Genomic DNA, 23,318 nt, shown 5'->3' with positions numbered 1-23,318 from the left:
GACTTCTAAGCATAAGCGTTTGTCTTAGATTACAGAGTCAACACTTTGTGTAATAGCGAACCCGAATGAGAGTCATTTAGCTTTATTTGTAAGGGATTTACATCGCCTACTCTCGTCTAAAAGCATTACCGTATTAAGTAAATCTTTTACTTGTCTACTGCCAAAGTAGAATATGCAGTATCCTAATACGACAGATTTTTCATGCTAGAATAATGCGACTTTTTCAACGACTTTTATATATATTTACACCCTATTTATTATCCCCTCCTTTTATAATATTGACGATATAAGCAGCGCTCCTATGACCCAAACAATGACTTCAAACACTGATGCCACTTCTCACTCATCACAATCTGCTGATGACTTTATACTGACGCCGCCTGCCGTGTTTCCATACAAAGAGCAGCAGCTAAAAGCACGTGCTCGTATCACTGAGCAAATGGCCTCAAGAATTTTGATGTTAGACGGGGCGATGGGTACGCAGATTCAAACCTATAAATTAGAAGAAGCAGATTATCGCGGTGAGCGTTTTGCGGATATAGACCAAGATGTGCGCGGTAACAATGACTTGCTCGTACTCTCGCAACCACAAATGATTATAGACATCCATAACGATCATTTAACTGCTGGCGCGGATATCATCGAGACCAATAGCTTCAACGGTACGCGTCTATCCATGGCCGACTACGATATGGAGTATTTGGTACCTGAGTTAAATAAGACAGCAGCTCAGCTTGCCCGCATTGCAGCAGATGCCTTTACTGCCAAGACACCTGACAAGCCTCGTTTTGTCGCTGGTGTCGTGGGCCCTACCTCACGCACTTGCTCGCTGTCACCGGATGTCAATGACCCTGCGTTTCGTAATATTACCTTTGATGAATTGGTACTCAACTACCGTGAAGCGACCTTGTGCTTGATAGAAGGCGGTGTCGACCTTATCCTAATCGAGACAATCTTTGATACTCTCAATGCGAAAGCAGCAATATTTGCCATTACTGGCGTGTTTGATGATATTGGTTTTGAATTACCGATTATGATTTCGGGTACGATTACTGATGCATCAGGTCGTACGTTATCAGGTCAAACGGCTGAAGCATTTTATAACTCAATCCGCCATGCCAAGCCATTATCGGTTGGCTTCAACTGTGCACTTGGTGCGGATGCGCTACGTCCACACATTCAAACGCTATCTAACATTGCCAATACTTATGTGTCAGCGCATCCAAACGCAGGCCTGCCCAATGAGTTTGGTGAATATGATGAAACCGCTGATGAAACCACAGCATTACTAGAAGGCTTTGCAAAGGCAGGCATCTTAAACATCGTGGGCGGCTGTTGTGGTACGACACCAGAACATATTCGCCAAATCGCGAATATGGTGAAAAACTATGCGCCGCGTATGATTCCTGAAATCGCCCCTGCCTGCCGCTTGTCTGGACTTGAGCCATTTACCATCACAGCAGACAGCTTGTTCGTCAACGTGGGTGAACGTACCAACGTGACAGGCTCCAAAAAGTTCTTACGTTTGATCAAAACTGAAGCCTACACCGAAGCCCTCGATGTCGCTCGCGATCAGGTAGAAGGTGGCGCGCAAATCGTCGATATCAACATGGATGAGGGCATGCTCGACTCCAAGCAGGCGATGATTCACTTCATCAATTTGGTATCAGGCGAGCCAGATATCAGCCGCGTACCGCTCATGATTGACTCTTCTAAATGGGACATCATCGAAGAAGGCCTAAAACGCACGCAGGGCAAATCTGTCGTCAACTCTATATCACTAAAAGAAGGTCATGCTGAGTTCGTCGAGCGCGCCAAACTGTGTATGCGCTATGGTGCTGCCGTTATCGTTATGGCATTTGATGAAGATGGTCAAGCTGATACTTACGAGCGTAAAATCCAAATCTGTCAGCGTAGCTATGATGTGTTGGTTAATGAAGTCGGTTTCCCTTCTGAAGATATTATCTTTGATCCAAATATTTTTGCCGTTGCCACTGGTATCACTGAGCATAACAACTACGGTGCTGACTTCATTAATGCCACTAAGTGGATTACGGATAACTTGCCAAACGCCATGGTATCGGGCGGCGTATCTAACGTGTCGTTTAGTTTCCGTGGTAACCCGATTCGTGAAGCCATCAACTCGGTATTCTTATATCATGCGATTACCAATGGCCTGACCATGGGTATCGTTAACCCAGCCATGCTTGAGTTATACGATGATATTCCAAAGGAAGCGCGTGACGCTATCGAAGATGTCATGCTCAATCGCAATCAAGGCGAAACAGGTCAAGACGCAACTGAACGCCTGATGACAGCTGCCGAAAACTATCAAGACGGTGGTAAGAAAAAAGAAAGCACAGTTGATATGAGCTGGCGTGAAGGCACCGTCGAAGCCCGTATTGCCCATGCGCTAGTAAAAGGTATTACCACCTTTATCGAAGCCGATACCAAAGAAGCGTGGGAGAAATATCCCAAACCGCTAGAAGTCATCGAAGGCCCACTCATGGACGGTATGAATATCGTCGGTGATCTATTCGGTGCCGGTAAAATGTTCTTACCGCAAGTCGTGAAATCAGCCCGCGTGATGAAGCAGTCTGTTGCGTGGCTGAATCCGTACATTGAAGCTGAAAAAGTCGAAGGCGAAGTCAAAGGTAAAATTCTGATGGCAACCGTCAAAGGCGACGTGCATGATATCGGCAAAAATATCGTGGGCGTGGTGCTTGGCTGTAATGGCTACGACATTGTCGATTTGGGCGTGATGGTACCTTGTGAAAAAATCCTCGATACTGCTATTGCAGAAAAAGTCGATATCATCGGACTGTCTGGCTTGATTACCCCAAGCCTCGATGAAATGGTCTATGTTGCCAAGCAAATGCAAGAGCGCGGCATGACGCTACCACTCATGATCGGCGGTGCAACGACTTCTAAAGCGCATACTGCCGTCAAGGTTGAGCCGCAGTATCAAAATGATGGTGTCATCTACGTCACTGATGCCTCACGCTCGGTCGGTGTGGTCACTAAGCTGCTATCAAAAGAGCATCGTCAAGCGCTGATCGATGAGACACGCGAAGATTATGCCAAGGTGCGTGAGCGTCTGGCCAAGCGTCAGCCAAAAGCGGCTAAGATCTCTTATGCGAACTCGGTCAAGATTGGCTTTCAGTACGATTGGGAAAACTATGTGCCACCAGTGCCTAATAAGTTAGGCCAAGTGATATTGGATGATTACCCTATCACCAATCTACTGCCATATATCGATTGGACGCCGTTCTTTATCTCTTGGGGACTGGTCGGTAAGTATCCGAAGATATTGCAGGATGATGTGGTCGGCGAAGCGGCTCGCGATTTGTTTGAAAATGCCAATGAGCTGATGCAAAAGATGATCGATGAGAAATCACTCGTGGCCAAAGGTGTCTTTAAACTCATGCCTGCGCGCCGTACTGGTGCCGATACGGTCACGGTCTATGACAATGCACCTGCTGATGGCGGCAAACCGACCTACCAGTTTGAACACTTACGTCAGCAAAGCGACAAAGCCAGTGGCAAGCCGAACTTTAGCTTGGCAGACTTTGTCTCACCATCAGAGATGCATACCGATCACTTGGGCGGCTTTACTGTTTCTATCGTCGGTACAGAAGCACTGGCTGAGCAATATAAAGCGGCAGGTGATGACTATAATGCGATTATGGTACAGGCACTGTCTGACCGTTTAGCAGAAGCATTCGCTGAACATCTACATGAACTCATCCGTAAAGAATATTGGGGCTATCAACCGACTGAGTCACTCACCAATGATGAGATGATCAAAGAGAAATACGTCGGTATCCGCCCTGCGCCTGGCTACCCTGCCTGTCCTGAGCATACCGAAAAAGGCAAATTGTTTGACTGGCTCGGTACGGTAGAGGCAATCGGTACGACTTTGACCGAGAGCTATGCGATGTGGCCTGCATCATCAGTGAGCGGATTCTATTACTCCCATCCTGATAGTGAGTATTTCAATGTCGGTAAAATCAGCCGTGATCAGTTAGAGAGTTATGCTGAGCGTAAAGGTTGGGATATGAAGACTGCTGAGAAGTGGTTGAATCCGAATTTGTAATGGATTAACCAATTAAATTATAGAAAACTGATAGTTATTTTTTGGCTTACTTATTTAATATAAGTAAGCCATTTTCTATGGCATTCTATTTTGCCTATCATCAGCAAACTTATCGCTACGTTCATAGCAAAATACTTTCATCATTTGCTAACAATAACCATGCTAGATTATTGTCTATTCTATTATTTTTATCTTTGTGAGATAGGCTATGAATCAGATTGCATTACTTTCTAGTTGGATTGGCAAAACCTTTGCAATCTGGGCATTGGTCAGTGCTGTTTTGGGATTTATTTTTCCTGAATTTTTTGCCTCGTTGGCTTTTTTGATCGTTCCCATACTTGGCATCATTATGTTTGGGATGGGCATGACGCTCAAAACAGAAGATTTCCTAGAGATTGTCAAACGTCCTAAACCTGTATTGGTAGGCCTATTGGCGCAGTTCACGCTCATGCCGTTGATTGCTTATCTATTAACGGTCATTTTCAACCTCGATCCTTTAATAGCTGTCGGTGTTATCTTGGTTGGTTGTTGTCCTGGCGGTACGTCTAGTAACGTGATTACGTTCTTAGCCAAAGGTGATGTGGCATTGAGTGTGGCGATTACCTCTATCTCTACCCTACTTGCACCTTTTCTGACCCCTATTCTGCTCAGTGTTTTTGCGGGGCAGCTGATTGATATCGATTTGGCCAGTATGATGATAACCATCACAAAAATCGTAATCTTGCCCATATTACTGGGTGTTATCTTTCATAAGTTTTTGGGTAAAAAAATCGAGTTCGTCACTGAGGTATTACCGATGGTGTCAGTATTGGGTATTTCTATCATTATAGCGGCAGTGGTGGCCGTGTCTAAAGCGACCATCTTAGATAGCGGTGCTATCGTATTTATCGTGGTTGCTTTACACAATATGACGGGTTATACCTTGGGATATGTAATCGCTCGCTTGTCTGGCTTTACGGAGAAACAACGCCGCGCGATTATGATAGAAGTGGGCATGCAAAACTCTGGTCTGGGCGCTGCCCTTGCGGCAACTTATTTCAACCCTGTCGCGGCCTTACCGAGTGCAATATTTAGTGTGTGGCATAACTTCAGTGGTGCGTTGGTTGCGAATATATTTGCTAAGAGAGATACTAAATAAGCAATAGTTTTATTGCTTGTGTCTTAGTTATAGTTGCTTTAACTTTGTTAAAATCGGTTATGACAAGTTAAAAAGTTATACTGAATATGAATGTCGGAATACGAAGACTGCTAGATAGTTTTGAATTTGTAGGCAGTTAGTGGAAACGCCTATTAATGTAATAGGCGTCTTTATCTATGAGAGAATTTTCTTTTGAAGTTCGATATATTCAGGAATATTTTTATTAGATAAAGCGATTATAAACTCAAATAAAATAGGAATATCTAAAATTCTTGATAGGTTTTCTTGTTGTTCTCGAGTTCTGGGACCAACTTCTTCTGTTACTCTCTTATAATCCTCTATATTACTAGCTAAGAAATTTATAAATTTATCATTAACCTTTAACCCAAACATGTTGAATGTGAGTTCTTCGAATAGTAGTTCATTACCAATTGAATTAGACCAATCTTTTATTCTTATAGAATCTATATAGCTATGAAGCTGATTAACTGTTTTTCTATTGACAATATATAAATACTTAATAAGAACATTTTTGGATATTTTACGCTGATGATCTACATCTTCCAGAGGTTTCAGTGAGCCAATTACCTGACTAATCAAAATATCATTTTCATATTTAACGTCAGTCTCGGCTAATATCCCGAATAAATTACCTAGGTCATTACTAACTGAATGAAACTCTAAACCCTTTAATCCTCCTGATAGAATCTTTCTAAGAGGTATATCTAATAGAATTTTTATTTTTTCACTCGAAATATTAAATAATTTGAAATTATAATATATAAATTTATTTAGCGCTTTGTACGCATCCAAAGGCAAGTTTTTATTCATAAAACTTAACGAAATTAGATCGATTAACTTATCTAGATCCTCATTCCTCCATTCTATTATTGAGTTTACAACGATTAAATTTGTTATTGCCTTCCCAACTATATCACTAAAAATTCCCGTTCGAGAGCTATCATATAATGACACTAAATTTTCAAATGTTGTTAGCAAATACTTAGTATGTTTAACACAATCTATATAAGTACCACTAGATTCATAATACTCTAAAATATTATGAATCAATTCATACAGTTTTTTAAATTCAAAATACTTAACTAAAATAAATAGGTCATGTTCTTCTATTCTGTGAGTGCCTGATAGAGGGGACTGGAAAATATTAGTCTCGCTCTTATTGTTTTTAATCATCAACCTAAATTTTAGCTCTACATATATTTTCATTAAATCTTTAAAAATACCATACTCATCAATCATTATTTCATTTAGTATGAAAAAACGTAATATTTGCAAGCTTCTATCATTTGAGCGATAGTTATTAGTATTAATTAAATAATTCTTTTCTAAATCTAAAAACTCTTTATTTGCATCATGATAAAATTCATGAATAATTTCAAAATTTAAAAACTCATACAAACCTTTTATATGTTTCTTAACGCTTGCAGGGTACAAGTCAAGTTTACTTCTCCACTTGGTTTCTAAATTATTAAATTCTCGTTGATCCTCAGGTTTTATTTGAAAATTATACCTTATTTTTTTTATTATGAGATCAACATTAAACATAGATATTATTGCTTTATAAAACTCTTTATTCTTTAAATTTTGATAAATCTCACTATTGTATTTATCTATTATATTTTCATAGACTATTAAATTTTCAGATGTATTACTCTCAACTGTTTTTATCACACCCATCATTTCTTTATTTTTATGGGAGAACGTTAAGTACTTCTCATACTTTAAATCTATAGTACCTAATTCAGAAATATCAGTTTCTGATAAAAATTTTCTAACCTCTACCCAGTCTTTCTTATCGTTATTAGTAAGATATAAACAATTAGCTAGATAAAAAATTTTAAATATTGCTGTCATTTTTATAGAAATATCTTTATCGCACTTTAGAGCATTGTAACTATCATAGCTCTTAATGATGTTAAAAAACATCTTGTATATTTTTCGCTGCCTTTCTTCGTAATCCGTCGTCATTGCTCCATCGTGGAACCATAATCCAAAACAATTAAGATGATATTCAACTGAACAGTTTGACAGTACATTAGTAATTTGCTCAGGTAATAAAGCATTAAATTCTAGTAAACCTTTAAGATTTTCATATAAAAAGTTGACGACCTCTATTTTAATTTGGCTACTAATTTCAATTTCTTCATTACTATACTCACCCTCAATTACAGATAATAAATTATATGGGATATTATATTCCGAGTTAACTTTATCTATAAATGTCTTGTATACATTCCTATATTCAAAAAATTTTTCATTATCTATAGCTATTGGAAAAACTGATTGTATTCCGTGACTCTTCAAATACATACTTTCTATAATATTTTCACTGATTGACAAAATAAACCTTGGGGGAGCTATATTAGATCGCCTTTCAATCCATTTAGAAATAACTTTTAGATCGTAATCACTGTATGAATATCCCAAGAATAATATAGTATAAGATGACAATATATGTCTCAAGAAGTTTTCTATCAAAGGAAAATTATCGCTATATTGCAAATAATCATCTTCTTTAAATACAATGTTGTGGCTGGAAAAATCACCATGTACTTTTAAAAGCTTCCTAGGTAATATAGATTTAATTAAATCAGCATCACTTTTTATAATGTCGTAAATATGACCATTTTTTTCTATTGTACTCTCTAAGATATTATCCCAGTTAGTTGTGATGACATATTTAGGATTTAATTCAAATATTCTTTCATGAATCTCAGATGAGCTAGCATGTAGTGGAATCAAGGATTTTAATTTTTCATAAAGTGAATACTCACCAAATTGTAAATAGTATAATTGCGCTACTTTCAAATAGTCACTTTCCTCCGTATCTAGATCTTTTTTAAGCACATTTATTATATCTCCCCAGAATGGAAAACTCAGGCTATTTGTCTCAGAAAACTTAGAAACCCCTGCGCCTACAAAAATAACTAAATTATCATTATTTTTTGCATTAATAATCGTGTTTATATGTGCTTGATTAAATTGCATATAACCCTCTAGTATATTTAATACAGATAGATATAACCTCTATAACTCAGACTTAAGATTATAGTATTTCTTTCCAATAGCTGAATACTCTAAATTCAGTTGCCTTTATCCTTCCCCCGACGACACCGCTCAGAACAATAAATCACCTGCTCCCAATCTTTCTCCCATTTCTTACACCAGGTAAACGGGCGCTGGCAGACGGGGCAGGTTTTTTGCGGTAGATTTACCTTTTTATGTGCCATCACCTGCCCCCTTGTGCCGTATATCTAATATCTATGGTTAATTATTACTGCCTATTTATCTTCTTTTTGATGATCCAGCCCTTCATACTTTTTCACCCGTCGGCATTGGTCGGAGCAATAGACCATGCTCTCCCAGTTTTTATCAAGCTTCTTAGTCCAGCTAAACTCGCGCTCGCAGACAGGGCAAAGTTTTTTGCGGACGTTTTTCTTTTTGTGCGCCATAATTTTCTCATTGGTTTGATATAGTCGATTCACTACCATCGGATACGGTGTCAGGCTCGCTTAATATGCTGTTTATAGAAACTTTAATCGCCATCATTGTATCCAAAGTAGCTGTTGCCGACTATATTACCATTGTCTCTTAATCATAAGCCCTATTTATAGTGCTATTCATAAGTGCTAATCATCAGCATTGCTCATAAGCGTTAATAATTAAGCATTAGTTGTTAATCGTCAGCTATTAATCGGTAGTGATTAATCATAATCATCAAAGATTTTATTAAGTCTATTGAGACTATTGACGATTAACTTACCAGATTGATCGGTGCTGGTATCAATCGCCAGCTTCTCATCCATCCGCATCGTCAGTGGCTCTAACGCTTGCTTGAGGGCAGTTGCCATCAATGCCGTCTGCTGACGAATATCAGGGATATCGCTATCGGCTGTTTGATTCTCATCACTCTTAGCTAGGGTCTCAGTTAAACTATTAGACAGGCTATCCGCCATTTTTTGCGCCAGTTGTTCAACAGCATTGACCAGCTGTACCATCAGTGCTTTTTGCACGTCTTGGTTTTGCTTGAGATACTCGCCTTCTGCCTTTCCAGCATTGTGATCGTGCTTATATATTTGCAGCAATTGGCTCACGCTTTTTTCAAAGCCGTTATCAATACTGTCGCTGACGACTTTGGCATTATTGAGCACGCTATCGGCAAGGATTTTCTGTGCTTCTAATTGAGCGCTTAACTGGGCATCGAGTTGCGCTTGCTGACCTGCTTCTCGTAAGCGAGCGATTTGCTCTGGGTCGTTTTTCGTTAAGTATGTCTCAAACTGGCTACTGATAGCATTGAAGCCACTGGCTAAATCGACCAACTGGGCGACGATACGCGCGCCCGTATCGCCATCTTCACCGCCCATGGCTTTGTTCCGTAAAAAGTCGGCTTTGATTTGCGCCCAACGCTCTGTTTCTGCGTCAGTCAACACACCACGCATCTCGCCAAGCTTGAGCAAGTTACTCTCTGCGCCTTGGGTCAATAGCTGCGACTCGCCCAGATAATGATCATCTATCAGCTGGTTCAGCTCGCTTTCATTCATGACCGCCGACAGTTTTTCGGTCATCTTATTCATATTACGATAACTGCCTTGCAGCTTAAATATCGGCTCAACGCGGTACTTATCATCTTGCGAAGCGGAAGCAATATAGGCTTGGTTGACGTCTAGAATAACTTCTTGCACCCTAAACATATGGCGCAAAATAGCGATAATCTCGTTAACTTCTGAGGTGCTATACGGATACGTCAGATCGCTGCTTTGTGCTTGAGCAAGGTTCGCATTATCCGTTTTTGCCATTTTAATCAAACGATGGACATCGCTTAAGTCACGGTTGGCCATTGGTGCGAGAACCGTATTAGAGGTCAGTGAGTTTTCGATATAACTGAGGGCAAACACCTCTTCCATGCCGCTCATGATATCGCCTAAGTTGTAGATATCGGCACGGTTGGCAAGCATGTCTGGCACTTTGAAGGCCTCGCCGCTTTCGGTATACGGGTTACCTGCCATGACCACGCAGAACTTTTTACCACGCATGTCATAAGTCTTAGTCTTGCCTTGCCAGACACCATCGATACGGCGTGTGCCATCACCCAACGAGATAAACTTCTGCAAAAATTCCGCATGCGTATGCTGAATATCATCAAGATACAGCATGACGTTATTGCCCATTTCAAAGGCTAAGTTGATTTTATTCAACTCTTCTCGCGCAGTGGCATTGGGCGCTTTTTCTGGATCTAATGAGGTGACGTCATGACCGAGTGACGGACAGTTAATTTTCATAAAGATAAGGCCGAGACGATTTGCCACGTATTCTATCAAGGTGGTTTTACCATACCCTGGTGGCGATATCATCATAAGGATACCCATCAGATCAGTACGCTTATCCTCGCCGACCGTGCCCATCTGTTTGGCAAGATTGTCACCGATAAGTGGCAGATAGCTCTCGTTAATCAGACGGTTACGTACAAACGAGGACAATGGACGCGGCATAAATTCGTCCAGTCGCAACGTCTCTTTTGAGTCATGCAATATCTCTGAGCGCATGGCCAGATAACGTCTATAGGCAGGGATGACTTGCGTATCATGATGATGCAAACGATTTAAAAAATCATCGACGGCAAAAGTTAAGGTCTGCTGATGAATACGTGTATGCTCACCCAGCAGGTTATTGACTTGTATCTCAAGCGATACCTTACCCGTACTACGCTCAAAGCTCTGTACTTGATTGAGCGGATTATTAATACTGGTCAATGAAGGCGTTGATGAGGTGATTGAGGAAAATGACAAGGCCGATGGTGTGCCACTCGCGCCTTGGTTACCTAGTCCGTTACTACCTAAACCTTGGTTGCCCAACCCTTTATTGCCTAGCCCTTTATTAAAAGCCCCTTTATCAAAGCTAGCGCCTGAATCAATTAGTCGTTGCACCAAGGCTTCACGCTGAGCATCATTTAACTGGGTAAGCAAGACAGCAATGGCTTCAGGCACATAATGACGGCCACTCTCTAATTGCTGCTTGCGTAGCGCGTTTTGTGTTTCAATCTCGGCAAGCTGCTCTTCACTGAGTGCCTCGCCTGCCTCATCCGTGCCATCAGCCGACTCAGTACCACCGTAGGTTTTATCAAGTAGTGCATGAAACCATGTGGCTAGTAACTCATAGGCTGATTTGGGTTGGAATCCAAGCTTGCCGATTGAAGACTGTAGTTGGTCAAAACTAGCCGTAATTTGTGTGCTGCCTGAGGCACTATTCAACGTTTGGCTTAACTGCTCACACAACTGCTGTGCTTGTTGACTGGTTTGCCATTTTATTGTGTTATGTGCGCCGGCATTCGATTCAGCCGACTGCCCCATGACGCTCACCAAATATTCACAAGCAAGCTGAACGTAGCTTGGTTTGAAGATATTAGCACCTTTATCAACGCTACCATCTTTATCAACGCTAGCACTGTCATCATTATGAGCGGCGACGAAGTGACGCATCACTTGGCTCATGTCCTCGACCAATAGAGATTTAGCAGTGTCACTGCCCAATGCACGGCGCAATTGCTCAGCGGTAACGGCTCTATCTGTCCAGTTATTTGCACGTGTCAGCACTGACTCATTTAACCAAGCGTCATAACCAAATTGACGCAGACTGTCTAAACCAAGCGCTTGTACGATGTTTAGCTGCCAATAAAATAACTGCGCCAAGGCACGTACTTGCGGGGTATAAATCAGAAGCCCTGCCTCACGCAATGTCGGCAGAATTTGCATCAGTAATAGCGTGGCATCATGGTCATGAATGCCTTTGTCATAGCCGAGCTGATAGCGAGGGGTGGCGTAAGCTTTGACCAGTTTAGACAATGGACTGTCATTATCAATATCGCCATTAATATCTAGGGTAATGACAGTCGCATCATATGCTTGATATAGACGTTCTTCGGTTAAGCCGTCTTGGCTGTTTTTAGCACTTTCGATAATGCTATAGGCCAAGTACTCAGCGCGGTACACCTTGTCAGACTCGGAGGCGATATTCATGTCCCAATACGGGCGCAAGGCGTTTAGCTCAGTGTTATTAAGCACTTCATAATAGTCGGTACCCGTTAGATGCAAATTCAGCACACGCTTGCCATCTGACTGCTGACGACTCAATAAGGTCAAATCTAATGGCTGAGTATTGACTGAAAAGCGATGCTTACCCAGTTTGATGATTTGACCACCATCTTCAAACAAATCTGACTTGTCTTTTAGACTCTTATAGCTCTCGATTTGAATGGCTTTTAGACGGGCATCGATGTCATCGGCTTTGACACTAAAGCCCATCGCTTGTAACTCTTTTGCGATGTTGCGGACTTTTTGCACCAGACCATCAGCCGCAAAATACGTATTTAACGCTTCTTCTTCTGTAAATCCCGTGACGCCAGTGCTTTGTGTACGTTTTTTAATACTCTCAAGCATCCGCAGCGCGCCATCACCTAAGTTTTGTGCTTTACGATTACGAGCATCGAGCAATTGCTGCTTATGATTTTCAAAAGTTTCGTAAATTTCTTCACGTTTACTGATGATGTCTGCTAAAAACTGGTCGCCACTATTGGTTTCTGGATCAGCAAACTGGCTTTCCAACTCTTCTAGCTGTACCAGCAATTTTGCCATTTGCTCGTCTGATTTCTCAGGCGTATTGGCAATGGATAAGGCGTTGGCAATGGACTGACCGAATAGCTTAAACTGCGCGCCAAATTGCGCGACGGCCTCCGCTGAGCCTAGATTTTTGCGTTTGTGATTAAGCTTGGCTTTGCTCTGGTTTAGGCTCGCATAAATGGTCGAGATGTCATCGATGATTTGCGTGCGTACCGTGGCGTCGGCAACGTCCAAGGTACCGAGCAGCTCGGTTAATAAATCTAACCCTTGCGCGGTCTCATCAATTTTTTCCAGTACAGGTTTTAGCTCAGCATTGGTCTCCGCCGTGTTTAAGCGCTCACTGACGTCGACCAATATGCCTTCGTAACTCGAAAGCGCCTCTTCGCCACTTAAAAACAGCACCGTTTTTTCAGCCAGCTCGCTCTCTGCTTCTTCTAGCTGCGTCTGCAATGCTTGTAGTTTATCGGCATCTAGATAACGCAAATCTTCCAAGCTGACCAGACGGCCTTTTTGGCATCTTAGCGCTGTCAACTGATCGACATAATCACTGGCCGACTCAAAGCTAGTGACGCGTATCTGCCGCAAAATCTCACTTTGCTGTGTATCAGCATCGGCTAGCGCAGTTTGGGTTTGCTTTTGGATACTTTGTACTTTAGCGAACTCATCAATGACCAGCTCAGCCGTTGCCGTCACTTCCTTGATACTACTGGCGACTTCGCTCAGCTCAGGCTCAGATAACCAATAATAGCTGTCAAAGAGTCGGCTGGTATTATTGGTAAGCTCTTCATAGAGCTTCTGTGACACGCTTTGATTATCAATCAGGCGGGTAATGCTATAAAGATCTGAGATACCGCGTACCAACTCTTTATTACCGATTTTGCCATAAAAACTCGTGCTCTCTGGCAACTCACTGACATACTCATGCGAGGCATAAGGCGTGTGCCATATCTGCATCGGGTGAATACGAGACGGCTCGCTTTGGTCGCTAAACAGCACCAAACGGCCATTCTCTGCCAAAGCCATACCGTTGCAATAGATAGGATTTGCCAATTGCTTTTTAATCAAGTTATAAGGGAACAGCCCCGTGACGCCCAAGTCTCTGTCGTAAAATAAGAATAAAACATCTTCACCATTCGGCGATACAATTTTACGCTTAAACCGTAAGTCAGTAGCGCCAACGTTATTGGCCTCGAACAGCTTATACTCACCCGTCTGTAGATAGTAACCACCCGGAAACATGATGCCGTGGTCTTCTGGTAGCTGAACACACGACTGTCCAATCGCATCCAAACGCAGAACCGCTTCGGTCAAGGTGTTATAAACAAAATAACGGTAGTCCTCTTCACGATAGGGCAATATCTTAAGCAGTATTAAACTGCCCACTTTGGCATACGCAATCTCAGCATCGGTCAGCGACTGGGTACGGTCATTGACTGGTTCACTATAAATACCCTGACCGGATTGCGTATTGTCCTCAATTTTAATGGTCAAATCACCACCGACCGTTTCCACAAATATCGTGTCTAAGATATTCATATGCGGATATTTACCATTCACCATTTGATCGCGTGTGGTCTCAATCCAGTCAAAATCATAAGCAGGCGGTAGCTCAATATCACGCTCGCCTCGATTGTCCACATAAGCGACTTGCGCTGACTCTGGTGTGCCTTGGCTAAAATCTAACGCGAAACGGAATACTCTAATATCGGTGATGCGCTCGCCAATCTGAAACGCCAACAGCAATTTGCTGTCTTTCACCGTTATTTGAATCAGGCGCGTTTGTTTGTAATATCGATACAGCTCATTGAAGTCTTGGACAAAAGCGTCTTGAGCCAAAAAAGTGCCTTTTAGGTCAACCTCTTCGAGCTGATACTCCTCTTCATTACCAGCTGGCTCGTTCAAACGATATAACGACAGTACGTCTTTAATATTGCTCGCGCGTTTGAGCCCCATAAAAACGTTGTAGCCAAACAGCAAATAATCACCAACCTGCACCATATCTTGTGCCACACAGTTGTACTCGGTACGAATACGAGTACGGGCGATGACTTGCATTTGGGTGCTGCCGAACTCTTCAAGACGCGCATTATTGAGCGTCTGCGTCTGCTGCTCTAAACGGCCGCCTTGTTCTGTCAGACGTTTTTTGATGAGCTCATAAGCATTGCCTGAAGCAACTGCCTGATCGGTTTGGTTGGCTTGATTAGCGTTATCGTTGCTGTCTGAATTTGTTGAGTTTTGCGTGTCCGCCATCGTTGCTCGTCCGTTTCTGTTTTTACATAATATAGTCAATCCTTTATAAAAGAGCTACAGCGTTAACCTCGCTTGAAGTATCACAGTTACATCTGCACTCGGTTGCCTTGAATCTCTTTTAAACTGAATCCACTATAAGAGAATTTTGGGCAATAAAGAATCATTGAAAGTAAAGAAGCACTTGGCTAATCTAAAAAAACGAGTGGTCACTGCTATTTTTTTAGATTAGCCAACTCATCATGATTCGTCATTCTGAATCACCCTGAGTTAGCCAAAAAAATCTGCCGCCTAAACGACAGATGATTTATTGATATTAATGTTGCTTACTAATTCTGGATATATAAATATCCGTCAATTTGACCTGATATAGCATTAAACCGCTTTATCATCATTTTTTTGGTTTGATTTCATGGCTTGACTGGCCATCACACCATTGATGATACCGCTCAATGTGTCTGACTTGCCCGCTAGGCCATCGATGGCTTTACCGATAGACAGTGACTTAGCAAAGTTGTCAAAGAAATGCGCTTCGCCGCCAACAATATCGATTTTGGCTTTCTGTAACGCAACTGCCAATACTTCAGCATTTTCTTTCGCAATCTCTTTACCAGCGTCAATAGAAGCAAGCGCTTCTTGCAATGCTGTCTCAAGACTCATGCGGAACTCTTCGTGCTCACGTGCTTCTTTGCTCATGCTACCCATGGCATTGAATTTCTCGACCAGACCATCTGCTTCAGCTTGGAAATGTGCGCGAGTAACTTCGGCTTTTGCCAATCCAACTTCACGTTCTGCTTTGGCATTTGACTCACCGCGAGCCGCGATGACTTGAGCATCTGCCATGCCTTTTTCACGCTCAGCTCTGGCGGTAGATTCACCGCGAGCGGCGATGATTTCTGCATCGACCATACCGATATCACGCTCAGCTTTTGCCTTAGACTCGCCACGAGCGGCGATAACCTCAGCATCTGCCATACCTTTTTCACGATCTGATTGCGCTTCAGCTTGTCCAGTCGCTCTAATAATATTGGCTTTCGCAATGCCTTCTTTTTCCAAAGAAGCCGCTTTGACTTCTTGGATAGCTGCTTCAGCGAAGCCATGTGCTGACTCTTCTGCTTTGGTACCTTCGGCCATCTTAATTTTGGCTTCTGAATCTTTGGCAGATGCTTCAAGATTAGCAGCAGCTAATGTGGTGATTTCGACGGCTTTGTGCTTGGCAGATAGCTCTTCTGCTTCGGCTTTTTTCACCTGACGTACTTTGATTTCTTCTGCATCGGCTTCTGCTGCTAGGACGCGTGTTTGCTTAGAACGCTCGGCTTCGCTAATTTCGCGAACTTCTTTAATACGCTCTTCTTCTTGCGCGACCGTTTTATCTACCGCGATACGCTCACGAATGACGTTGGCGATTTCTTTTTTCTCAAGCTCAATCGCACGTTCAGCTTCGATACGTTGCAAGTCAACTTCACGCTCACGAGAGACAATTTCTAGATCACGAGCACGTGTCACTTTTTCTTCTTCGATGACGACCGCACGCAAACGATTTTGACCTGCTACTTCGATTTCACGCTGCTGATTCTCACGCTGAATGGCCAAATCCTGCTCAACCGAGATAACGGCCGTTTCAGACTTTTTACGCTCCTCTTCTTCAATCTTGCGAGTTTCAGCCGTTTCACGTGCAATCACTGACGAGATTTCACGTTGCTGTTTGGCTTCGGCATCGGCTTGCTGACGCTCTAGCTCTAGCATCGCCTCTCTGGTTTCGACATTCTTTTTCTTAACGGCTAGCTCTTCGTCACGCTCAAGCTCGTTGGTGATGACGTTCTGAAAGGCCGTTAATTGAGTAATCTTTTTGATACCTTCAGCATCTAAGATATTACTTGAATCTAATGACGCTTTTGGCGTTTGCTCTAAATAATCAATCGCTACATCTTCTAAGACATAGCCATTCAGATCGTTACCAATTTCTTGAACGATACTGTCACGAAACTCGCTGCGGTTTTCAAACAGTTTGACGAAATCAATCTGCTTACCAACTGTTTTTAGCGCTTCAGAGAACTTAGCATTAAACAGCTCGTTGACAGCGACTTTATCTGACGCACGCTCTACCCCAACCGATTTGGCGACTTTTAGCACATCCTCTTCGGTTTCATTGACGCGTAAATAAAATGCCACGGTGATATCAGCACGCATGTTGTCTGCGCAAATCAAACCTTCTTTACCGCGTCTGTCTACTTCTAACGTGATAAGCGAGATTCTCATCAACTCTTTTTTGTTGATGACTGGCCAAACAAAACCACCATCAAAACGTACGGCAATTTTACTCACACCGTTGATAATGAGTGCTTTGCCCTGCTCGACCTTAAAGTAAAAGGCCTTGAGCATCAGTAGTGCGACCATCATAAAAACAAACGCCAGCACTACAACCACGCCGACGATAATGAGTGTGTCCATATCCATTCCTTTAATTAAAACATTCCATAATCAATTCTATATAAATCAGATACGCTATCAGGCCTGCTAACTTTACTGTTTATAGCACTGTTTATAGCACGTGCGCTTTGTAGCCCTGTCACGCACCATTCTTATATCTGCATTATTCTGAACCGACTATCACCAAATTTAAAACCGTTTAAATCATTGCTAAAAATATTATGCCTAAGCCAGAGATGCTTCTAAAACCTCTGGCTAAATCGCTGTTTATTCTATGAGTTATTCTGTGCTAAAAGCGATAATGATGTGCTGAAAATAACGATGGCGAATCATCGTGACTAAATTACTTACTAGTGGCTAAATTATTTATATAGTCGATTCAATTTAAAAGTAGTACAAGGCAACCGAGTGTAGATGTATATCAAATACTTCAAGCGAGGTTAACGCAGTAACACTTTTATAGTGGAGCGACTATAGTGGTTATTTATCTTTTACAGGGGCGACGCGATAGGTATTGGCTGCCTCTAAATACTCCACCAACATCACTCGATCACCTTGTTTCAGCGAGCCATCATTGATGTCTGAGCGAATTTTGAGTATCAATCCTGCACCACCATCATTCAATTCTACTTCGCCGTGTTTGTCCGTGACACTAAGGGTACGCACAACCGCGATTTTGCCGATATTGCTAGCAGCATTGCGTCTAGGTATTTTGGCTATTTTATTGCGGATGGGAGAGATGATGATACCTGTCAGCCACATGGAGATGACCAATACAAAGATTAACGCCCCGGTGCCGAATAGATAATATAAGATGCCTGAATCAAAATTTTGATGTAAAAAACTGGTATAGAAGTAACTTAATAACCAACCAATTAAGCTGATTAGGCTAAGGATAACGATAAGCGGCACACCATATAGACCGAACTTAAGCAGCAGACCCGACACAAAACCTGATGAGGTCAAATTGCTACCCTCGCCACTTGCATCGCCAATATCTACCGTATCCATATCTGCCATACCAAGTAGAGAAACCATCCAATACAAGGTCACAAACATCACCAATCCTGTAAAGACTATCGTCGGGTACAAGCTGATTTTGGTGATGAATATCAAAAACGACTCTTGCATTACGTACTTTCTCCTTTTGACGATCTAAAAATTAGACTTTTAGAATCAACTTATGTTTCTTTATTGTTATATAGACATCTTACCCTATAATACATAGGTTTCGCCATTAGCGCCCCCAAACGGGAGAACGCACCACGCTATTATTCTGACCGCTAATGGCATAGCTTGTGTTGCCCAAAAGCGAGTATATAACCAAGCTTCCACCATTTTGGCCGCCCACTTGCGACAACTTTGTCGGATAGACAGCATAGTTACCAGAGGGAGATAAGCGCGCTGGCTCATCGAGTCCCGTCTCTGCCAGATTGATGATTTGTCCAGTACTCAGGGTCATAACGGCGGCCTTTCGACCATTTAGGTAGGCCATACGCTGACCATCTGTACTGAGTTGAGGACTCGCGACATAGCCACTAGTCGGCATAGGCGTCGCATTGCCTGTAGCGAAGTCATAACGATAAATACGTGGACGTCCAGCACGGACTTTATCACTGGTATAGACGAAGCTTTTGCCATCAGATGCATAACTTGGCTGCACCTCCGTGCTAGGCAGTGTCGTCAGTTGCCTCGTATCTCCATCACTCAGACGCATCTCATAGATATCAGCATTGCCACCGACCGTCGAGCTATAGAGCAGATGTTGACCATCGGGTGAAAATGATGCCGACATATTACTGCCTTCAGCGTTTACCACGAGATTGCGTGTATTACTGCTCTTATCATAAAGATAAATTTTGGGATGTTGACGCGCGGATTGTTTGCTATAGGCGAGCCATTTACCATCAGCTGACCATGCAGGCGCATAGATATAACCCTTTAGCTGATCAATCAACTGACGATCGCTGCCGTCAGGACGAATGCTATACAGTGTCGAGACTTTGGCCGCGCCAAACCCTTGCTCCTCGACATAAGCGATGTACCCTTGGCGATCAATCGTAGGCATTTGAGCCGTTAGTGGATTGGTATCGACTGTACTTTTTGGCTTTTTTATTGGCGCACTAGATAGGGTCTGACAGCCAGTGAGCACCGTAGCTATAGCTATCGTCATAGCGCCTGTTGTTGTGAGCCTATTCATGGTTTGTTTTGACATGACTGTTTTAAACATAACGTGATATCCAATAGAACCTGATGATAAAAGTATTACAGAACCATTACTCTAGTGTAGCGCAAACTGCATCAAACGTTGGATAAAAAAAGACCCCACTTATTAGTGAGGCCTTGTCGATTGCAACTGCAATGTCTAAATTACTTCCATTTAGCACATAATTACTTAGTTACCGCTTTAAAGTAAGCCACTTGGTTATCATTTTTGATGGTCAGAATAGGTACGTTTTTGGCATTTTTACTGAGGCTGTATTTACCTTGTACGGTTGCTAATGCAGCTTTATCAAAACTGGCTTGCGGCTCAGGGCACGCCATCATAGTGCTAATGCCGTTTTTGATTTGTACATCGCCGTTAGCAACGCTATAGCTCGCGCTCATACTGTTGCAAGTGTTCATAAATGCCATATAATCGCTGCCCTTATCACTCATGAAATTGAGCGTTAACGGCTTGGCTGGGTCAAAAAATAGCTGAGTAATCTGATCGCCATTGCTGCGTTTGGCATCAACCAACTGCCAGTTATGTGCTTGCAGCACATTTGCAGTGATTGGTTGACTGACAGGTGCAGGTAAATTGGCTGTCGTTTGGCAACCCGCGGCAAGTGCACCAACTGCAAAGGTAGCTGCCATCATGACTGTCTTCATGTTTCTCATGTATTCCTCGCTTTATTAGACCTAAAATTGTCACTAAGTCTGAGAGCTGCATATTAATACCAGACCTCAAGTTTAGTGAAAATTTTGATTTATTATGATTTGTTTATTGTCTTGTGCATTGTTTTACACAATAGCGATATTTTGGATGACTGACAGTCAGGTGTCATTATGAATTGGGTAATTACTTGGAAAAGGACTCTATGTCACTTTGCAAGGATGTGACCTATACGCTTTTCCAGTCGTGATATTACCTGCTAACACTTTTTTTCTCAGTCAATGTTTGACCAGAAGTTTTGCAGGATAAATGTACCAGTAAGTATAGATGGTCAAGCAAAATGTACTGACTACTTTTGTTGTTGTAGGGCAGCATAACCTTCTAAACGCTTGCGCTCAGTATCATCAAACAACTGCTGCTCAAGCTGGTTTATCTGAATTTTTGCTTGAGCTTGATCTGCACTTTGACTTAATAGGCGCTGTTTTTGGGTTTCATATTGGCTAAAGCGTTGCTCAAAATTGGCATCCTCTCGGTCTACCTGCGCCAGTCTCTCGGCGGCTGGTGCACCCACTAGCTCTCGGCGCATATTATATAGTGCTTCGGGCGTCGCGCCACGGGCTTTCATCTGTTCGGTACGTGCCATGAGCTCACCCAGATTGGCTTGCTGCATGATATTGGTTTTGGTAGTGCTATCTGGTAGGCGGCTGACATAGTCTTGCCTAGCGGCTTGTTTTTGTACATCAGACATTTGAGTGTTTTGGTTAATTCTGACCATCTCTATACTATAGTCATCATAGTCGTCCCCTGCCCCAAAGAATGCAGTGATGGTTGGCTTATCAAAATACTGCTGACGTAGATTGGCCACATCCCTTTTTTGCTGAGTGACTGCATTTAAATCTAGCTCACCACTTTTTGTCGCTTGTAGTTGCAGGTTGCCATAACGTTTTTCTATCTCTGGCAGTGCTTTGAGATAGGCGACATATTGATTAAATATAGCGACCGCTTGGCTGGCGGCAGGCTCTGGCGTGTGATGGCGAATGTAACTTTCCACACGAGCAACTATAACCGCTTCGTTCTCCTCTCCTAATGCTGATAAAAAATAATCGAATAAACGCCGTAGACCTTCGGTAACGAGCAACTGTTTGTTTTCATCAATGATGATCTCACCATCGATTTGCGTACCTTTTAATGAACGCGGCAAACGCTCCAATCCGGTGACAAATGGAGACTGGTTTTGGCTGACAGTGGTTTGCACCAGTTGACCATCACCTAGTCCAGTTGACTGACTACTATTAGCTTCACTAGCGAGAGTATTAGATACTGGCTGCGCTGGCATGATACGCGAACTGTCAGGCTTGAACCACATAATCACCGCCGCAGCGACCGCTATGATGACCACAGCGATGATAGCGATTGGTAGATAGGCTGGGCGGCGATTATTAGACATAAATGAGGGTTCTTTTTATCAGTCCGTTTAAAGGTTTATATTCTTAAAAACTTACGTTCTTAAAAGCTGTTGCTCTTAAGGCTTACATTATTAAAGGTTGGCGTTTTTGAGACGATTGACCTGAGTGCGATAGATAGATTTTGGCTCAGACTCGCCCCATGCAGTCAGACCCAACACTTGATCGGCTGAGTCTAAATGGTTCATTCTATAGTCATCGCGAATCACATAACCCAAACGACTTGAGCAAGCAGATACCAGTCCATCATTCGACTCACCGGCAAACGGTACACCAGTCACTGCCAATAGATAATCACTAGGATCAAGTACACTGGTTATTTGTCCAACACCGCTAAATGAGTAGTATTTAATGCCATTGGCAGCCGTACTGGTCGGCTGACCACAGTAGTTTTTTGGCATGGCAGCAGGGAATTTAGCATTAAATTGGGCAGCACCATCGGTCGATAGCGCCATCAATGTTTGCCAGCCATCTTGTTCTTGAATCTCTGAGAAGCTGATACCAGAGCCGATATCTGTAAAGCCACCAATCAAATTAAACAGCCCTGCGACTAACTCTGTTGTGATGTTTGACGGGCTTCCAGTATTGTTATTCGGCTCAAGGGTATTTTTGACAAAATCTGCGGTTTTTGACCCTTGCTCTGGGCTTGATACTGCGGTTACTGAAGCCACATATTTTGGCGCAACACCAGCGACATAACGAATGTCTATACCGCCTTGGCTATGTCCAAATAGATTGACTTTAGGCTTGCCCGAAACAGCAGAGATGGTTTTGACTTGTTGTAGCAGCTGCTCTCCGCGAACCTCACTATTATTGACGGCTGAGGTTTTGGTGGTATATACCTCTGAGCCGCCTTTCATCAACTCTTGAGGAATCCCATTGAAATAATCAATGACCCCAAACATCCTAGTGAAGCCGCCAAGCCCATGAGCCATAACGACTGGATACTGAGTTTTGGTATAACTAGACGTGAAGTACTTACTATCGACTAGCTTGCAACCGTTGGCATTAGCACAGTTATAATACTGTCCAGCTGCTTGGGCTGATGCGGTTTGCAGTGTCATCAAAAGAACACCAGTACCGATTGACCCCAGTATTGGCAAAAAAGCGCGCGGCTTGAGCGTGGCACGAACGTACGAAGAAAGTGTCATAACAACATCCTTGTTATCATTAGTGTGGGTTATCTTTACCTCACGAAAGCGGCAAAGATTGCTGCTAATCCCTTTAGCAGGCAAAATTACATTACTTATATCTTCTGTAACATTCAACCCATTTATCAGAATATGAATATATTAACGTGACCAGAGGGTCATGCCCCTACTTTTGTGCTGTAAAGCAATTATTATCAATCATAGTGATAGATTTACCATCATTCAATCCAGAACTGTCATCAATCCATTTATGGTATAATCTGCCCATATTAAACCCATAAATA

The 23,318-nt window shown here is 42.5% G+C and carries 12 protein-coding genes; 2 read left to right on the top strand and 10 right to left on the bottom strand.

Annotated elements, in window-relative coordinates; translation table 11 throughout:
• Positions 1 to 301 precede the first annotated feature (301 nt).
• Positions 302 to 4,096: a methionine synthase gene (metH, locus tag IP510_RS12145; protein ID WP_194365118.1), complete on the top strand. Its 3,795-nt coding sequence runs from the start codon at positions 302 to 304 to the stop codon at positions 4,094 to 4,096.
• A gap of 208 nt (positions 4,097 to 4,304) precedes the next feature.
• A complete protein-coding gene (locus IP510_RS12140) occupies positions 4,305 to 5,234 on the top strand; it encodes a bile acid:sodium symporter family protein (RefSeq protein WP_194365117.1) in 930 nt (309 codons plus the stop codon).
• 174 nt (positions 5,235 to 5,408) lie between these two features.
• Here the strand turns inward: IP510_RS12140 and IP510_RS12135 are convergent, their stop codons facing one another.
• The 10 genes from IP510_RS12135 to IP510_RS12090 form a co-directional block, all read right to left on the bottom strand.
• Entirely contained in the window at positions 5,409 to 8,243 is a 2,835-nt protein-coding gene (locus tag IP510_RS12135) for an SIR2 family protein (RefSeq protein WP_194365116.1), read from the bottom strand.
• 95 nt (positions 8,244 to 8,338) lie between these two features.
• Positions 8,339 to 8,485, bottom strand: coding sequence for a DUF2256 domain-containing protein (locus IP510_RS12130; protein WP_194365115.1), 147 nt, complete (start codon positions 8,483 to 8,485; stop codon positions 8,339 to 8,341).
• A gap of 51 nt (positions 8,486 to 8,536) precedes the next feature.
• A complete protein-coding gene (locus IP510_RS12125; protein ID WP_010196547.1) occupies positions 8,537 to 8,707 on the bottom strand; it encodes a DUF2256 domain-containing protein in 171 nt (56 codons plus the stop codon).
• Between the two features lie 252 nt (positions 8,708 to 8,959).
• Entirely contained in the window at positions 8,960 to 15,118 is a 6,159-nt protein-coding gene (locus IP510_RS12120) for a DNA repair ATPase (RefSeq protein WP_194365114.1), read from the bottom strand.
• Between the two features lie 372 nt (positions 15,119 to 15,490).
• Positions 15,491 to 17,566: a flotillin family protein gene (locus IP510_RS12115; RefSeq protein ID WP_194365113.1), complete on the bottom strand. Its 2,076-nt coding sequence runs from the start codon at positions 17,564 to 17,566 to the stop codon at positions 15,491 to 15,493.
• Positions 17,567 to 18,025: 459 nt separating this feature from the next.
• Complete coding sequence (locus tag IP510_RS12110; protein WP_194365112.1) at positions 18,026 to 18,676, bottom strand: DUF1449 domain-containing protein; 651 nt, start codon at positions 18,674 to 18,676, stop codon at positions 18,026 to 18,028.
• A gap of 106 nt (positions 18,677 to 18,782) precedes the next feature.
• Positions 18,783 to 19,718, bottom strand: coding sequence for a Xaa-Pro aminopeptidase (locus IP510_RS12105; protein ID WP_227669746.1), 936 nt, complete (start codon positions 19,716 to 19,718; stop codon positions 18,783 to 18,785).
• A 218-nt stretch (positions 19,719 to 19,936) separates the two neighbouring features.
• Positions 19,937 to 20,425: an META domain-containing protein gene (locus tag IP510_RS12100; protein WP_194365110.1), complete on the bottom strand. Its 489-nt coding sequence runs from the start codon at positions 20,423 to 20,425 to the stop codon at positions 19,937 to 19,939.
• Between the two features lie 344 nt (positions 20,426 to 20,769).
• Complete coding sequence (locus tag IP510_RS12095) at positions 20,770 to 21,867, bottom strand: lipase secretion chaperone (protein WP_194365109.1); 1,098 nt, start codon at positions 21,865 to 21,867, stop codon at positions 20,770 to 20,772.
• 90 nt (positions 21,868 to 21,957) lie between these two features.
• Positions 21,958 to 23,034 (bottom strand): esterase/lipase family protein, encoded by a 1,077-nt coding sequence (locus tag IP510_RS12090; protein WP_194365108.1) that lies wholly within the window; start codon positions 23,032 to 23,034, stop codon positions 21,958 to 21,960.
• Positions 23,035 to 23,318: the final 284 nt, after the last annotated feature.

The organism is Psychrobacter sp. NG254, from assembly GCF_015277735.1.
Taxonomy (GTDB): Bacteria; Pseudomonadota; Gammaproteobacteria; order Pseudomonadales; family Moraxellaceae; genus Psychrobacter.
The sequence above is the reverse complement of the archived record's forward strand: the minus strand, read 5'-3'. Positions and strand labels throughout refer to the sequence as shown.

Bases quoted from the DNA above. Each gene is read 5' to 3' on its own strand.
- metH (WP_194365118.1), top strand. From the start codon at position 302: ATGACCCAAACAATGACTTCAAACACTGATGCCACTTCTCACTCATCA.
- IP510_RS12140 (WP_194365117.1), top strand. From the start codon at position 4,305: ATGAATCAGATTGCATTACTTTCTAGTTGGATTGGCAAAACCTTTGCA.
- IP510_RS12135 (WP_194365116.1), bottom strand. From the start codon at position 8,243: ATGCAATTTAATCAAGCACATATAAACACGATTATTAATGCAAAAAAT.
- IP510_RS12130 (WP_194365115.1), bottom strand. From the start codon at position 8,485: ATGGCACATAAAAAGGTAAATCTACCGCAAAAAACCTGCCCCGTCTGC.
- IP510_RS12125 (WP_010196547.1), bottom strand. From the start codon at position 8,707: ATGGCGCACAAAAAGAAAAACGTCCGCAAAAAACTTTGCCCTGTCTGC.
- IP510_RS12120 (WP_194365114.1), bottom strand. From the start codon at position 15,118: ATGGCGGACACGCAAAACTCAACAAATTCAGACAGCAACGATAACGCT.
- IP510_RS12115 (WP_194365113.1), bottom strand. From the start codon at position 17,566: ATGGACACACTCATTATCGTCGGCGTGGTTGTAGTGCTGGCGTTTGTT.
- IP510_RS12110 (WP_194365112.1), bottom strand. From the start codon at position 18,676: ATGCAAGAGTCGTTTTTGATATTCATCACCAAAATCAGCTTGTACCCG.
- IP510_RS12105 (WP_227669746.1), bottom strand. From the start codon at position 19,718: ATGACGATAGCTATAGCTACGGTGCTCACTGGCTGTCAGACCCTATCT.
- IP510_RS12100 (WP_194365110.1), bottom strand. From the start codon at position 20,425: ATGAGAAACATGAAGACAGTCATGATGGCAGCTACCTTTGCAGTTGGT.
- IP510_RS12095 (WP_194365109.1), bottom strand. From the start codon at position 21,867: ATGTCTAATAATCGCCGCCCAGCCTATCTACCAATCGCTATCATCGCT.
- IP510_RS12090 (WP_194365108.1), bottom strand. From the start codon at position 23,034: ATGACACTTTCTTCGTACGTTCGTGCCACGCTCAAGCCGCGCGCTTTT.